General features: G+C 40.9%; 9 protein-coding genes. 6 read left to right on the plus strand and 3 right to left on the minus strand.

Annotation, left to right across the window (positions count from 1 at the left end):
- Positions 1-615: 615 nt before the first annotated feature.
- Both ACYZ0U_RS00105 and ACYZ0U_RS00110 read right to left on the minus strand, forming a co-directional pair.
- Positions 616-2,910 (minus strand): GH92 family glycosyl hydrolase, encoded by a 2,295-nt coding sequence (locus tag ACYZ0U_RS00105; protein WP_461448547.1) that lies wholly within the window; start codon positions 2,908-2,910, stop codon positions 616-618.
- Positions 2,911-2,991: 81 nt separating this feature from the next.
- Entirely contained in the window at positions 2,992-4,185 is a 1,194-nt protein-coding gene (locus tag ACYZ0U_RS00110; RefSeq protein WP_461448549.1) for an anhydro-N-acetylmuramic acid kinase, read from the minus strand.
- 120 nt (positions 4,186-4,305) lie between these two features.
- Here ACYZ0U_RS00110 and ACYZ0U_RS00115 point away from each other — a divergent pair, with 120 nt between their 5' ends.
- Together ACYZ0U_RS00115 and ACYZ0U_RS00120 are read left to right on the plus strand one after the other, a co-directional pair.
- A complete protein-coding gene (locus ACYZ0U_RS00115) occupies positions 4,306-5,571 on the plus strand; it encodes an acyltransferase family protein (RefSeq protein WP_461448551.1) in 1,266 nt (421 codons plus the stop codon).
- Positions 5,572-5,637: 66 nt separating this feature from the next.
- Positions 5,638-8,505, plus strand: coding sequence for a M16 family metallopeptidase (locus ACYZ0U_RS00120; protein WP_461448553.1), 2,868 nt, complete (start codon positions 5,638-5,640; stop codon positions 8,503-8,505).
- Between the two features lie 49 nt (positions 8,506-8,554).
- On the opposite strand, the gene ACYZ0U_RS00125 is transcribed toward ACYZ0U_RS00120, so the two are convergent.
- Positions 8,555-9,145 (minus strand): hypothetical protein, encoded by a 591-nt coding sequence (locus ACYZ0U_RS00125; RefSeq protein WP_461448555.1) that lies wholly within the window; start codon positions 9,143-9,145, stop codon positions 8,555-8,557.
- Positions 9,146-9,199: 54 nt separating this feature from the next.
- Here ACYZ0U_RS00125 and ACYZ0U_RS00130 point away from each other — a divergent pair, with 54 nt between their 5' ends.
- The 4 genes from ACYZ0U_RS00130 to ACYZ0U_RS00145 all read left to right on the plus strand — a co-directional run bounded on the left by ACYZ0U_RS00130 (position 9,200) and on the right by ACYZ0U_RS00145 (position 15,234).
- Positions 9,200-11,788, plus strand: coding sequence for a ligase-associated DNA damage response DEXH box helicase (locus ACYZ0U_RS00130; protein WP_461448557.1), 2,589 nt, complete (start codon positions 9,200-9,202; stop codon positions 11,786-11,788).
- 218 nt (positions 11,789-12,006) lie between these two features.
- On the plus strand, positions 12,007-13,017 hold the full coding sequence (gene recA, locus ACYZ0U_RS00135; RefSeq protein WP_461448559.1) for a recombinase RecA: 1,011 nt from the start codon (positions 12,007-12,009) through the stop codon (positions 13,015-13,017).
- Between the two features lie 152 nt (positions 13,018-13,169).
- On the plus strand, positions 13,170-13,616 hold the full coding sequence (locus ACYZ0U_RS00140; protein ID WP_461448561.1) for a cytochrome B: 447 nt from the start codon (positions 13,170-13,172) through the stop codon (positions 13,614-13,616).
- 208 nt (positions 13,617-13,824) lie between these two features.
- A complete protein-coding gene (locus ACYZ0U_RS00145) occupies positions 13,825-15,234 on the plus strand; it encodes an anthranilate synthase component I family protein (RefSeq protein ID WP_461448563.1) in 1,410 nt (469 codons plus the stop codon).
- Position 15,235 lies beyond the last annotated feature (1 nt).

A 15,235-nucleotide genomic window follows, 5' to 3' on the forward strand; every position in this document is an offset into this window, starting at 1 on the left:
AGACGCCGGCATACTGGATACTTATGTGACTGTAGCTTATAAAATAACCGCAATTTATGTTTACTGGACAGGAACTGGTATATTAACATTAACGCTTCGTGTAGGTACAGCACCAGCAATGACATCTGCAACAAGTGTCAGCTTTACTATAGCGGCAGGCATTACTGGATCAATAACCTGTCAAAGTTATAGTATAACTGCTAGGTCATTTATTACTTTGGGTGTATCAAGCATTGGAAGTACAAACACACTTCAAACTTCTTTCATATGCCAATAGTATAGGAGAAAAAGTTACCACAAAAATGGGGAACCCATGATTATTTAATATCCGTAACAACTGTTGCAGTCTTAATCCTAAAAACTTATTGCTTTCTAAAATCTAAATAATAACACATAAAAGCTGCAACTTTATACTATTAGCCTGACATAATGTTGATTCAAGAATTTAACTAGTAAAATAACCCCTCCTATCATTAAATGATCACGCTGACTACTAACGATGTTGATTAATATGGATAGATTGTTGGAATTATAATTACCTTCAGCATAATCTTGTATCACGCCAAATTCAGTTCCAACAAAAAGCCGGCATTTAACCGGCTTTTTGTTTTGGACTTAAATATGCTTGCTTCCCATAAAGAAAGTGATCTCGCCGCCATTCATAATATCAGCATGGCTAATAAAATAACCGTTAAGCGGCTTGCCGTTTAACAGTATTTTTTGGATATAAACATTCTTCGGGCTTTGATTTTTAACATTGATGGTGAATGTTTTGCCATCTTCTAAATTGATAACCGCATGATCGACAGCCGGACTGCCGATAGCATATTGATCTGATCCAGGGGCAACCGGGTAAAAGCCCATCGCGCTGAAAATATACCAGGCACTCATTTGGCCGGTATCATCGTTACCACCTAAACCATCCGGGGTTGGTTTGTACATTTTAGGCAATATCATGCGTATTTTATCCTGCGTTTTCCATGGCTCGTTTGTCCAGTCATACAAATAAGCATCATGGTGAGATGGTTCGTTACCATGCACGTAGTTACCGATGATACCATCTTTGGTAATATCTTCCGTTTCCGCAAAATATTTGTCGGGTAGGTTATAGCTAAACAAGCTGTCTTCATAAATAATAAAGCGCTTATCGCCCCCCATGGCTTTTATTAATCCTGCGGGATCTTGCGGTACATATAAAGTATAGTTCCAGGCATTGCCCTCAATAAAACCCATCCCGATGGTAGTGAACGGATCGAACTTTGTTTTTCTCCAGGTACCATTTGCTTCTTTAGGATGCATAAAGCCTGATGCCGGGTCAAATACATTTTTCCAGTTTTGAGAATATTTGATAAAACGATCATACACGTCCATTCTGTTCAATTTTTTGGCCATCTGGGCAATGCACCAATCATCATAAGCATACTCCAATGTTGACGATACAGAATTATCATCCTTTTCATCCGGGATATAACCCATATCCATAAACAAACCATCGCTTTCATAATCACGATGCGTTGCCGTGGCTATACAAGCATCGAGCGCTTTATTGGCATCGAATGGCGCGTTTCCTTTCACAACTGCATCAGCAATTACCGATACACTGTGAAAACCGCTCATACACCAGTTCTCATTTGCCGAATTGCTCCAAACCGGCAGCATATGCTCAGGGCTTTGATCATAATGAGCTAACATAGATTTTACCATATCGGCATTGCGGTCCGGCTCGATAATATTAAATAGCGGGTGCAACGCGCGGTGGGTATCCCATAAACTGAAAGTGGTATAATTAGTAAAACCATCCGCTTTATGTATGTTTTGGTCAAGCCCCTTGTATTGCCCGTCCTCATCCATATAAATAGTTGGGTTGATCATGGCATGGTACATCGAAGTGTAGAAATTCACCTTATCATCATGGCTGCCCTCGATCACAATTTTATGCAGTTCTTTTTCCCATAATGCCTGCCCATCATTTTTTACTTTGTCAAAATCCCAGCCCGGTACTTCAGCCTGCATATTATTTAGTGCGCCGTCCATACTTACCGGCGATAATGCCATTTTTATTTTGATCTTTTCGCCTTCTTCGGTCTTAAAGTCGAACCATAGTTTAAGTTGCATGGCAGCAGTTTCCGGGAAGTTTTTTACGTGATTAAACTTGCCCCAAAACCCTCCATAAACTTCATGCTTTGAAAAATTCTTATAACCCATCTGGATAAATGGCTTATTAAACGTCATGGCGAAATAAAGCGTACGCGTACGTGCCCAGCCATTAGTTTGGCGATAACCAACGATGGTACTATCATTGATCATTCGGACGTAAGTCCACACGTTTTTATCAGGATAATTATAAATACCCGCCATTAGGTCGAGAATAATATGCGCGTTATCCGATTTCGGAAAAGTATATTGATGAAAACCAACCCTTGCACTGGTGGTCATTTCGGCAATAATACCGCTGGCATCCAGTTTTACTTTATAGTAATTGGCTTCGCTTACTTCATTTTCATGCGAGTAGCCCGAGCGATAGCCGCTGCCAGGTTTATCTGCCATGCCGGGATTAAGTTTTAATTCACCAACAGTTGGCATTACTAAAAAATCACCCAGATCGGAGTGCCCTGTACCGCTAAAGTGGGTGTGACTAAAACCTACGATGGTTTTATCCTCATACTGATAACCCGCGCAATATTTATATACATCGGGATTGTAATGTCCGTTTAGATCATAGCTTGGGGTGTCTGTTTCTGGACTAAGTTGGACCATGCCAAATGGCACCGTTGCACCTGGAAAAGTGTGGCCCATACGCTCGGTACCGATGATCGGTTTTACGTATTGTACTAAGTTGTTATCAGATTTTTTTTGCGCATTAGCCATCAAAGCAGCGCAGGCGAAAAGTACGGTCAGCGTTTTTTTCATTTTGAGCGGAGTCGTGTATCAGTTAACCACAAATATATAACGTAAATCGATTTTATAAGTATTAGGTATCACAAATATGACCTATTCTGGAAAGCTGAATTTTCCCATCAAAATAGCGGGATTATCACCGATACTCATCGGTTCACCGCACAAAGCCTCATTGCCTAATAAAGCAAATAAAATTGCCTCCTTAGCATCCGGGTCAATTCCTAAAGCACCGGTGTTATTTATAGCTGCGTTGGGTAATGTTTCTTTAAGTTTATTTACAATAAAAGGATTTCTGGCACCGCCGCCACTTACAAACACCCGAAGGCCAATGACCTCAAAATGCTGAACAATAAAATCGCTAATAGCCATTGCAGTAAATGCGCTTAAGGTCGATATCAGATCTTCGGGAGAAATATTTACTGTACCCGATCTCTGTTTTGCATATTTAACCATTTCCAGGTTAAATAATTCCGGGCCGGTTGTTTTAGGTGCATCTTCCTTAAAAAAAGGATGATTTAATAATTCACTTAATAAAACCTCGTTAACTTTTCCTGAGTATGCGATCCGTGAATCCTCATCATAAGGTTTACCAAAATATTCCCGGCAAGCCGCATCTATCAACGTATTACCAGGGCCAACATCTGTACACAATATATTCTTATAATCGCCATCCGCAGGCAAATAAGTAAGATTAGCAATACCACCAATATTTAATAGCAGCCTGTTTTCACCGGGTTTGCTGCCTAAAATTACATCGCCATATAAAGCTAAAGGTGCGCCCTCGCCATGGGCTGCAATATGTTTTTGGCGAAAATCGCTGATCGTTAATATCCCGGTTTTTACGGCGATATGGTCGCCATCGCCAATTTGCAGTGTGCCGTTTGAATAATCAGCTCTGCCATGTAATCGCTTTGGCGCATGGTAAATGGTTTGTCCGTGACTGGCGATAAAGTCGACCTCAGCTGCTTTAATATTCCACTCTGCAAGCGCCTGTAAAACCAATCCAGCATGATAGGTTCCGATGTATTCATTCAACAGGCAAACCTGCTCCAGATCGGCATGGCGTTGGGCGAAAACTTGTTTAATAGCCGTTTTAAAATCTCCGGGATAATGTATTGTAATAAAATCCAGCAGTTTAAATTTAGTTGCCAGGCCATTGCCACTGAACCTGCATAAGGCAATGTCCAAGCCATCAAGCGAAGTGCCTGACATCAAACCAATCCCTGTTTTCTCATCCTTTTGGGCAATGATAAAAAGCTTTTGCAGGTTGGAGTTGAACGGTGACATAAGCCTAAATTAATTAAATAAGCGCTATCTTTTAAAAAAATGCTTTTTTTTCATCATAACACAACATAAGTTTATTAATAATTATAAATTTAATCGCTCTAAAAATTTAACCTGTTAGTGATGACCGCTGAATTAAAAGTTAAACAGCCCCGCCTGCTCTCGCTCGATGTATTTCGCGGAGCATCAATGGCTGCCATGGTTTTGGTAAATGATCCTGGTGACTGGGGACACATCTACTCACCTTTGGAACATTCCAAGTGGGATGGCTGTACCCCAACAGATCTTATTTTCCCGTTCTTCCTTTTTATGGTGGGCGTATCCATAGTTTATGCTATGGAAAGCAAAAAAGCGGAGATTGCGAATCATGGGCAGATTATTCTGCATGCATTCAGACGTATGGTTACGCTGATGTTCCTGTCTTGGATGGTTCAATTGTTTTATCATCCGTTCCCTGGCACCATACAATGCATAGGCATTGTTGTATTAATGGGAGCATTGCTATATGTAAACACTACGCAAAAAACATTTGTTTGGGTGCTTACCCTTCTTGCAATATGTGGATTGTCGTGGTTCTTCTATCACACACAGGTTGTTACCCTTAGGATACCGGGCGTATTACAACGCATTGCACTTACTTATTTCGTATGTACTTGCCTTTATTTAAAAACATCAGCCAAAACCATAAAATGGACCTTTATTTTGGCACTTGTAGGCTACTGGATTATTATGTGCTTTATCCCCGTGCCTGGAGTTGGTTATGCTAATCTAAACCCGGAAACAAATATGGGGGCCTACATTGATCGCATCGTATTTACCACCAACCATCTGTGGAACGAGGCACATACCTGGGACCCTGAAGGTTTATTAGGTGTACTACCATCAATAGGTACAGGTTTATTTGGGTTGATGGTTGGCAGCTGGCTAAAACGCCGCGACCGTGATGACAGCATTAAAGTAACCTGGATGTTTGTTTACGGTCTTTTAGCAGTAACAGCATCGTTAATATGGGACCTGTTCTTCCCAATCAACAAAGCATTATGGACAAGTTCGTTTGTATTGTATACCGGCGGCTTGGCTACCATGACACTGGCGACATTGTACTGGCTGATAGATGTGCAGGGATATAAAAAATACACCATGTTTTTTGTGGCTTTTGGTATAAATGCAATTACGGCTTATATTTTATCTGATGTAGTACCGGGATTGATCGCTTTAGTGAAAATTGGCTCGCATAAAACAGATGCTTACAGTTATATTTATCAGCATGCCTTTGTACCTTATTTTACACCGGTTAACGCTTCGCTGGCTGGTGGATTGGCCTTTACATTATTAATATTTTTGATGGTATGGGTATTATATAAATTTAAGATCATTATTAAAGTATAACTCAGCAACATACTTTGTAAAAAGAAAATACGTTTCGCAATATCAAATAGTCCTATAAATAAACTAATGAATTTTAACAAAAACCTTTCTATAACAGCTTTGGCTTTTCTCATGGCTACGGCCTGTGCATTCGCCCAGGTAAAGAAAAAAACCGCAGCTCATACTACACCTGCAAGCACAACCAGTACCACACAATCTACCGGCAACCTTTTACCGACTGACCCTAACGTGATCATCGGCAAATTGCCTAATGGTTTAACCTATTACATCCGTGCTAATGCCGAGCCTAAAAATAGGGCTCAGCTATACCTGGTTAATAAAGTGGGTTCAGTATTAGAAACAGACGCACAGCAAGGCCTTGCCCATTTTACCGAGCACATGGCATTTAACGGCACCCGTGATTTTCCTAAAAATCAGTTGGTAGATTATTTACAAAAATCGGGTGTAAAATTTGGCGCTGACCTTAATGCAGGTACCACTTTTGATGAAACAGTTTACGAATTGCCATTACCAACAGATTCTGCAAGCGTATTTGAAAAGGGCTTCAATATTTTAGCTAACTGGGCTGGCTATTTAAGTTTTGCCCCTGCTGAATTAGATCGCGAGCGCGGTGTTATATTAGAAGAAGCACGCCTGCGGGGTAAAAACGCGCAGGAAAGGTTACAAAAAATAGTTTACCCTGTATTATTCAATAATTCCAGGTATGCTACACGCTTGCCAATTGGCAAGGAAGAAATTATAAAAAATGTTAATGCTGAAGCTATTAAGGCTTTTTACCATGACTGGTATCGCCCTGATCTGCAGGCAGTGATCGCGGTTGGTGATTTTGATCCAAAACGTGTACAGCAATTAATAGTACAAAATTTTTCATCATTAAAAAATCCTCCGGTTGAAAAGCCCCGCACTATTTATAACGATCCGGCTAGCCCCGGTACAACGATGGTTGTAGCGACTGATAAGGAATTCCCTTATACTTTGGCAGAGATTATAGTTAAGCAACCGGAAACTGTTGTAAAAACAGGGCCGCAATACTTACAAAATGTCAGGGTTCAGTTATTTAACCAGATGCTTAATGCCCGTATTGGTGAACTATCGCAAAGGCGTAAACCACCATTTTTATTTGGGCAGGCCGCCTACGGCACATTTTTAGGCAGGCAGGATGCTTTTACCACTATAGCTGTATCTAAATCAGACACAGACCTGGAAGTAGCAGTTAAAGCCGTAGCCTCGGAAACTGAGCGCGCACGTAAATTCGGGTTTACAGTAACAGAGCTGGAACGCGCTAAACAAAATGTGCTGGAGCAATTACAAAATACTTATAAAGAGCGGGATAAAACCGCATCAAGCAGCTACGTTGAAGAATATGAGCAAAACTTTTTAAAAGGAGAGGCCATACCGGGTATTGATTTTGAATACAACTTTTACCTGAGCAATATCGGCAAGATCACACTCGAAGAAATTAATGCGATGGCCGGAAAGTTTATCAGTGATCAAAACAGAGTTATCGTGATCGAAGCGCCGGATAAGGAGAAAGACAGGTTACCTAATCAACAAACAGTATTGAGCTGGCTGAATGCTGCCGCCAATAATTTAACACCTTATATTGATAATGTAAGTACTAAGCCTTTAATGGAAAAAAGGCCGAGAGGCAGCGTGGTTGTAAGAGAGCGGGTAGATGATTCTATCTCAGTAAAAACAATAACTTTAAGTAATGGCGTTAAAATCATTTTAAAACCTACTGATTTTAAAAACGATCAGATACTGATTAATGGTTATAGCTTCGGCGGTACATCATTAGCCAGTGATGAAGACTTTACCTCGGCTAATTTATCAGCGGATATCATAGGCAGCAGTGGTGTTGGCGATTTTACGCAAATACAGTTAGATAAAATGCTGGCGGGAAAAAATGTTTCTATCGCTCCATACATTAGCGAAATAGCGCAGGGAATAACCGGAAACTCATCGCCAAGAGATCTTGAAACTGCATTGCAATTGTTATATATGTATTTTACACAACCACGTAAAGATGCTGATATATGGCAAGCCAGCATCAGCCAGGGAAAAGCATTCCTCACAAACCGCGGGGTCGATCCGAATACAGTGTTCAGTGATACCGTAACAGCCATATTAAATAACCATAATCCGCGTAATATGGTAACCACCATGGCGGCGTTAAATGCTGCCAGCCTTGATAAAGCTTATAGTTTTTACAAAGATAGATTTGCGGATGCCAGTAACTTCACTTTCACCTTTGTAGGTAGTTTTGATATTCCAACTATTACGCCTTTGCTGGAGACTTATTTAGGCGGTTTGCCATCAAGTAATGAGGGTAAGGAAACTTATAAAAATCTGAATATCCATCCGCCTGCAGGTGTAATTACCAAAACCGTTTACAAAGGCATTGGTGACAAAGCCTCGGTTGATATGGTGTTTAGCGGCGATTATAACTATAACGAATTGAACAACGTGCAGTTAGACGCACTTGAGGCTATATTACAAATTAAGCTGACTGATCGTTTACGCCAGGAGGAAAGCGGTGTTTACTCGCCGGGAGTCAGGGCCAGCTATGTAAAAATACCTAATAGCAGGTACAGCTTTACCATCTTCTTTACCTGTGCACCGGCAAACGTAGATAAACTTGTTGCCGCTACACTGGATGAGATTAACAAAATTAAACAGAGCGGTGCCCAGCTAACCGACATCCAGAAATTCACTTCTGAAGACCTGCGTTCAACAGAGGTACAGGTTAGGCAAAATGTATTTTGGGCTGGCTACCTTGCGAGCGGCAGCCAAAACCAAAGCGACCCGCACCGCATATTAAAATACGTTACTAATTTAAATACGGTAACGGTGCAAAGCACCAAAGATGCCGCTAACAAATATTTAAGCGGTACTAACTTTATAAAAATGACTTTATTGCCTGAAAAGAAATAGGCATCATATTAAAAAGGCCCTCCAAATGCGGGGGCCTTTTTAATTTTTTTTAGTGAATATTCAAATAAGTTGCCGAGCTATCACCGGGGGCATGTACATATACAGCAAGGCATTTTCCTGTTGAATCTACTTCGAAGCCTATGCCCATTTGATAATTATCGTATAACCAAAGCTTTTTATTGCCTGGTGCCTTATGCTTTTCTAATCTATACAGTTTCATTACATCTTTAATCGCAGAACCTGCTCCGCCATAATCTGCCGTTTTAAATGACGTGGCTGTTTCTCTTATTACTTTTACGTGACTTATTTTTTCATCAGCATTGCCCATATTTTTATGAGCATATACATCAGTTTGGCGTACAACCTTACTAGTCTTATCAAACCAAACCAAACAAGATGCACCCATTGCAGCATCGCTTGAGTCGGGTTTTCCCAACTTAGCAACAACACTATCCACATCTTCATTAATGTAAATATCACCTATGCTTTTACCCGGAATGATCATTTTTGCCTTGGGAATAACTTTTAAGGCGGTATCTGCTGCATGTAAGCTATCGGCTAAACTTTTGTGGGATGACAGGGAATCGCAGCCACACATCAGCGTTATTATGGCCGGAATAATAAGGTACTTGAACATCATTTTATTAAATAATTAATACTATAACCAAATCTAATCATTTTTGTTATTTGCAATATGATTTCTGAAGGGCAGCAAGTTATCCGCAATTGGTACGAACAAAAAAACTGGGAACAGTTCGCTTTTCAACGCGAAATGGAAGCAGCTTATTTAAGCGGATTCTCCGGCTTGCTGAATGCGCCAACAGGCAGCGGTAAAACATTCGCGCTGTTCCTTCCTTTTTTGGCTGATTACATCAACAAGCATCCGGATAGCTATACGAAAAATAAGAACAATGGTTTACTAATGCTTTGGATAACGCCACTGCGTGCACTAACTAACGACATCAGAAAAGCCATGCAGGAAGTGTGTGACGAAATAGGCATCCCCTGGAAAATAGCCACCCGTACCGGCGATACTTCTGCTGCGGAAAAGGCAGCCTTAAAAAAGAAACTACCAGAAGTATTATTAACCACTCCCGAAAGCCTGCATCTCATGCTCGCCCAAAAAGAATATCCAAAAATATTCAGCGCCTTGCAGGTAGTGGTGATTGATGAGTGGCATGAATTATTGGGAACTAAGAGAGGAGTTCAAGTGGAGTTGGGGCTGTCAAAATTAAGATCAGTGATAGAGAGCGAAGAGCGGGGTGGGAGTGCTGATCAATCGGCAAAAGTCTCGTTCTCCGTTCCTCGCCACCCGCTCCGCATTTGGGGTATCTCTGCTACTATCGGGAACCTGGAGCAAGCCGGTGAGGTTTTATTAGGCAATGATTTTCCGGCAGACAGAATCACGATGGTTCGGGCTAATTTGGAGAAAAAGCTGGAAATAAAATCCATCATCCCGGAAAATATTGAAACCTATTCCTGGGCGGGGCATATCGGCATAAAATTGCTACCACAGGTTATGGATTTGGTAGCGAAAAGTAAAACCACCTTGATATTTACCAATACCCGCTCACAATCAGAAATCTGGTATCATGCCATTTTAGATAATTACCCGGAGTACGCCGGTGTAATGGCGATGCACCATGGATCTTTAGACAATGAACTGCGCAACTGGGTGGAGGCTGCATTACATGCCGAAGCATTAAAGGTTGTGGTTTGTACATCCAGCTTGGATTTGGGGGTGGATTTTAGGCCGGTAGATATGGTTGTGCAAGTTGGCAGCCCTAAAGGTGTTGCCCGTTTTATGCAACGTGCCGGACGAAGCGGCCACCATCCGGGAGCGGTATCTAAAGCCTATTTTGTTCCCACGCACTCTTTGGAATTACTCGAGGGTGCCGCGTTAAAGGAAGCCATCAAGAAAGGAATTTTTGAAAGCCGCGACCCGATGTTGCTTACCATGGATGTGTTGATCCAGTACATGGTTACGCTCGCGGTATCAGACGGTTTCAGAGCTGATGAATTGTTTAAGGAAGTTAAAACCACTTTCGCTTTTGCCGACCTGACCCGTAATGAATTTAACCAGTTATTGGACTTTATCACCAACGGTGGCAAAACCCTCGCCCAATATGATGAATTTTTAAAGGTAGAAGTAGAGAATGGTTTATATAAGGTAAATAGTCGCAGGGTGGCTATGCGGCATCGGTTAAGTATTGGTACAATTACCAGTGAGTTAAGTATTAGAGTAAAATGGCTGAGCGGCGGTAGTTTGGGCACACTTGAGGAAAGTTTTATAGCTAAATTAAAACCCGGCAACACATTTTGGTTTGCCGGCAGAAGCTTAGAATTTGTTCGCGTTAAGGAAATGACGGCTTATGTCAGGAAATCAAATTCCACCAAAGGTCTTATCCCAAGCTGGAATGGCGGCAGGATGCCTTTATCATCACAATTAGCAGCCGTATTTCGCGACAAATTAGACGAGGTGGCGCATGGCATTGAAAAAGATGAAGAGGTTATTGCGTTAAAGCCGTTATTTAAACTCCAACAGAAATTATCACATTTACCCCAGAGCCATGAGTTTTTGATCGAGTCTTTTAAATCCCGCGAAGGGCATCATTTGTTATTTTATCCTTTCGAGGGCAGGTTGGTACATGAGGGTATGGCCTCGCTGCTGGCTTATCGTATTAGTAAATTCCGCAGCGCGAGTTTCTCTATCGCTATGAATGATTATGGGTTTGAGTTGCTCACCGATGATGACGTGCCCATTGAAGAAGTATTGGAAGATGCCAGCTTTTTTTCTATAGATAATTTATTGGAGGATATTCAACACAGCTTGAATGCGAACGAAATGGCCCGCCGCCGTTTTAGGGATATCGCTCACATTGGAGGGTTAGTATTTACCGGCTATCCCGGTCAGCAGGTTAAGAATAAGCATTTACAAGCATCCACATCGCTATTATTCGAGGTTTTCAGTGAGTATGAACCGGATAATTTATTGGTTAGGCAAGCTTATAATGAGGCTTTGGCTTTTCAGTTAGAGGAGTTCCGTTTGCGCATGGCTTTGCAGCGTATCGAGAAACAAAGCATCGTGCTAAAAACCATTGAACGGCCCACTCCTTTCGCGTTCCCGATTATGGTGGACAGTTTGGGCCGTGAAAAATTCACTACAGAATCGCTCGAAGAACGCATCTCCAAAATGGCACGACGTTACGGCGCCGACGGTGTTGCCGATGCCGAAAACAAACGCAGCCGCAAACCGGGGATTGTTAGGAAAAAGGGACTTTAGTCTTGAGAATTGTTAATAACAGTTTAGAATAATCAATTACATTTACTCGTATACAAAAACCCTTGTTATGCTGAGGTACGAAGCATCTGTAGGAGCGTAAACTACTTTACAGATGCTTAGCTCCATTCAAACTGACAAAAAATAAATAAAAACATTTTACTAAATAAATTAGCATTTACAAATAATTCATTTTATATTTGTTTTGAATTACAAAGACAATGAACGCAAACGCAGAAAAATTAAAAGCATTACAGCTAACCTTAGATAAGCTGGAAAAATCATACGGAAAAGGTACCATCATGAAATTGGGTGATACCGCCATTGAAGCTACAGAAGTAATATCAACCGGCTCATTAGGGCTTGACATTGCTTTGGGTGTTGGCGGATTGCCTAAAGGCCGTGTAGTTGAAATATACGGCCCGGAATCATCCGGTAAAACAACTTTGGCTATTCACGCTATTGCAGAATCGCAGAAAAAAGGTGGCATTGCTGCATTTATCGATGCGGAGCACGCATTCGACCGTTTTTATGCTAAGAAATTAGGCGTTGACGTAGAAAACCTGTTGATCTCTCAGCCTGATAACGGTGAGCAAGCTTTAGAGATCGCCGATAACCTGATCCGCTCTGGCGCTATTGATATTTTGGTAATTGACTCGGTTGCTGCTTTGGTTCCAAAAAGTGAGATAGAAGGCGAAATGGGCGACTCAAAAATGGGTTTACAAGCAAGGTTAATGTCGCAGGCCTTGCGTAAGTTGACCGGTACCATCAGCAAAACCGGATGCTGTTGTATTTTCATTAACCAGTTACGTGAAAAAATTGGTGTGATGTTCGGTAACCCAGAAACTACTACCGGTGGTAACGCATTAAAGTTTTATGCTTCGGTACGTTTAGATGTACGTCGTATATCACAAATTAAGGATACTGACGAAGTATCAGGTAACCGTGTAAAAGTTAAGATAGTTAAAAATAAAGTAGCTCCGCCTTTCCGTATTGCTGAGTTTGATATCATGTTCGGCGAAGGTATATCGAAAGTTGGTGAAATTATCGACTTAGGTGTTGAACACAATATCATTAAAAAAGCAGGTTCATGGTTTAGTTATGGCGAAACCCGTTTAGGCCAGGGCCGCGATGCAGTTAAAACATTATTGCTTGATAATCCTGAATTAATGGAAGAATTAGAAAATAAAATTAAGGTAGAAGTTACCGGCGAAGATTTAGCTGAAGTTTAGTTTATTTTAGATTAAAACGATTTTAGGTCTGATTAGAACAATATAGAAACCTGCTCATTAAAGGAGCAGGTTTTTTCTTTTTAACAATGTGGTGATTTAATTAATACCTTATAAATTCAATAAAATGTATATTCGAATAATTATTTAACAACATGAACTTATATTCAATTTTACTACAGGCACATTCGGGTTTCAGGTTTATCGTAATGGTATTATTGCTGGTTGCTATCCTGCAATCTTTGGCAGGCTGGTTCGGTAATCGTCCTTATACTGACACCGATCGAAAAATAAATTTATTTACCATGATATCGGCACATATCCAATTATTATTGGGTTTAGGCTTATATTTTGTTAGTCCATTGGTGCAGTTCAGCAAAACCGCTATGCAGGATCATGATACCCGCTATTGGACTGTTGAGCATATCACCATGATGATATTTGCAATCGCGTTAATAACTGTTGGACACATCCGATCTAAGAAAATGGTGGCCCCTGCAGCTAAACACCGTGCCATAGCTATATTTTATATTTTGGCCTTGTTAGTCATTGTTTTAGCTATTGTACAGAGCATGCGCCCATTTTTTGGTGTAAGCCATTAAAATAAATTGAGAAAAAGTTTGCAAATTCATTTTTCTTTATAAATTTGCCCTCGCTATGATCAAAATCAACCAAACTAACCTGTGGTGGCACCAACAAAATTGGCAGCCGGATACTATTTGATATATAGATTAACCAATTGTAAACCTATTTGGAACCCGGCGAAGATACTTCACCGGGTTTTTTTGTTTTTAAGGCATTATATAAGAAATGAAAAAGTTTAAAATAGTTACCACACATAAAAAGTTACTTGCCGATACTACCACACCTGTAAGCATTTACTTGCGCTTACGGGATGTATTCCCTAATTCATTACTACTGGAAAGTTCTGACTATCACAGCCGTGAAAACAGCACCAGCTATATTTGCTGCGAGCCGATCAGCGGCGTATTATTGAATAACGGTGAGCTTAAAAAGAAATACCCTGATGGCACAGAAGAACATTATAAAGCAGGCGAATTTGAGTTGATCAGTCAGCTAAATGCTTTCATCAATTCGTTTGAAACAAACGATACCGGGTTAAAGATCATCTCCAACGGCTTGTTTGGCTATTTTACCCATGAAGCGGTTGAACATTTTGAAACTATCAAACTAAAAACCACCGACGACGATAGCAAGAAAATACCTGAGATGCAATACAACATATATCGCTATATTATTGCTATTGATCACTTCAAAAATGAGTTGTATATCTCCTACAATCAACCTGAGGGAACAGAGGCCAATGGCAGTATCGAAAAGATTGAATACCTGATCAAAAACAAAAACTTCCCTGAGTATACTTTCCAAAGCAGCGAAGCCGAAGAATCCAACCTAACTAACCAGGGCTTTATGGATATTGTAGAGAAGATGAAGCAGCATATTTATCGCGGCGACGTTTTCCAGATCGTGCCTTCAAGGGCGTTTTCAAAAAAGTTTTTGGGTGATGAGTTTAATGTTTATCGCGCATTGCGCTCCATTAATCCGTCACCGTATCTCTTCTATTTTGATTATGGTAACTTTAGAATTTTCGGTTCATCGCCGGAGGCACAGATCACTATTAAAAATCGCGTTGCCAGCATATTCCCGATAGCCGGAACTTTTAAACGTACAGGCGACGATACCAAGGATGCCGAATTAGCGCAAAAACTAATTGAGGATCCAAAGGAATCTGCCGAACATGTGATGCTTGTAGACCTTGCCCGTAATGACTTAAGCAGGCATTGTGAGCAGGTAGAAGTTAAGGCATTTAAGGAAGTTCAATATTATTCGCATCTAATTCATTTGGTATCGCATGTAAGCGGTAAGTTATTGCCGGGTGTAGCTTCTTTTAAAATCGTTGCTGATACCTTCCCGGCTGGTACATTGAGCGGTGCGCCTAAGTATCGCGCTATGGAGATCATCGACGAAAACGAGAAAACAAAACGCAGCTTTTACAGCGGCGCCATAGGCTTCTTAGGTTTTAATGGCGACTTTAACCATGCTATTATGATCCGCTCTTTCCTTAGCAAGAACAACACCCTGCATTACCAGGCAGGTGCCGGAATTGTAGCAGGATCAGTTGCTGAAAGTGAATTAAAAGAAGTGGATAACAAAATCGCTGCATTAAGAAAAGCAATAGAATTAGCGGAGGAATTATAAG

It is taken from the genome of Mucilaginibacter sp. (genome assembly GCF_965225845.1).
Lineage (GTDB): Bacteria > Bacteroidota > Bacteroidia > Sphingobacteriales > Sphingobacteriaceae > Mucilaginibacter.

Coding starts and splice junctions, on each gene's coding strand:
- ACYZ0U_RS00130 (WP_461448557.1), top strand. CDS start 9,200: ATGATTTCTGAAGGGCAGCAAGTTATCCGCAATTGGTACGAACAAAAA.
- ACYZ0U_RS00140 (WP_461448561.1), top strand. CDS start 13,170: ATGAACTTATATTCAATTTTACTACAGGCACATTCGGGTTTCAGGTTT.
- ACYZ0U_RS00145 (WP_461448563.1), top strand. CDS start 13,825: ATGAAAAAGTTTAAAATAGTTACCACACATAAAAAGTTACTTGCCGAT.
- ACYZ0U_RS00115 (WP_461448551.1), top strand. CDS start 4,306: ATGACCGCTGAATTAAAAGTTAAACAGCCCCGCCTGCTCTCGCTCGAT.
- ACYZ0U_RS00110 (WP_461448549.1), bottom strand. CDS start 4,185: ATGTCACCGTTCAACTCCAACCTGCAAAAGCTTTTTATCATTGCCCAA.
- ACYZ0U_RS00120 (WP_461448553.1), top strand. CDS start 5,638: ATGAATTTTAACAAAAACCTTTCTATAACAGCTTTGGCTTTTCTCATG.
- recA (WP_461448559.1), top strand. CDS start 12,007: ATGAACGCAAACGCAGAAAAATTAAAAGCATTACAGCTAACCTTAGAT.
- ACYZ0U_RS00105 (WP_461448547.1), bottom strand. CDS start 2,910: ATGAAAAAAACGCTGACCGTACTTTTCGCCTGCGCTGCTTTGATGGCT.
- ACYZ0U_RS00125 (WP_461448555.1), bottom strand. CDS start 9,145: ATGATGTTCAAGTACCTTATTATTCCGGCCATAATAACGCTGATGTGT.